This window comes from Oscillibacter sp. UBA6647 (assembly GCA_002455655.1).
Taxonomy (GTDB): Bacteria; Bacillota; Clostridia; order Oscillospirales; family Oscillospiraceae; genus Oscillibacter.
The window spans coordinates 31,544-31,972 of sequence record DKLF01000076.1; the positions used below are offsets into that span (position 1 = coordinate 31,544).

Sequence of the window (429 nt, forward strand, 5' to 3'; positions counted from 1 at the left end):
GAGGCCTATCCCGGCCCGTCCCTCATCATCGGCTATTCCCCCTGCGAGATGCACTCCATCAAGGGCGGCATGACCAACTGCCAGGTGGAGATGAAGAAGGCCGTGGAATGCGGCTACTGGAATCTGTTCCGGTTCAACCCCGCCGCCGAAGGCGCGAAATTTACGCTGGACTCCAAGGAGCCCGCAGGCGGCTATCAGGACTTCCTGATGAGCGAGGCCCGGTATTCCCGCTTGACCCGCGAGTTCCCGGACCGTGCCGACAGCCTGTTCGCCAGAAGCGAGGACGCCGCCAAGGCACGCTATGACAAGCTGGTGAAGCTGAAGTCCCTGTACGCCGAGTAAGGTTCGGTTTCCCGCGGCTCGGGCTTACCAAAAAGCGCGCTCCGCAGAAGGCCATCTTCTCTAATTTAAAACGGAGGCTCCCGGCTT

At 61.1% G+C, this 429-nt stretch carries 1 protein-coding gene; it reads left to right on the plus strand.

Annotated features, from left to right (window positions below; translation table 11 throughout):
* A partial coding sequence (locus tag B2W96_RS05705; protein WP_293009324.1) for a hypothetical protein occupies positions 1 to 342 on the plus strand: 342 nt, incomplete at its 5' end.
* Positions 343 to 429 lie beyond the last annotated feature (87 nt).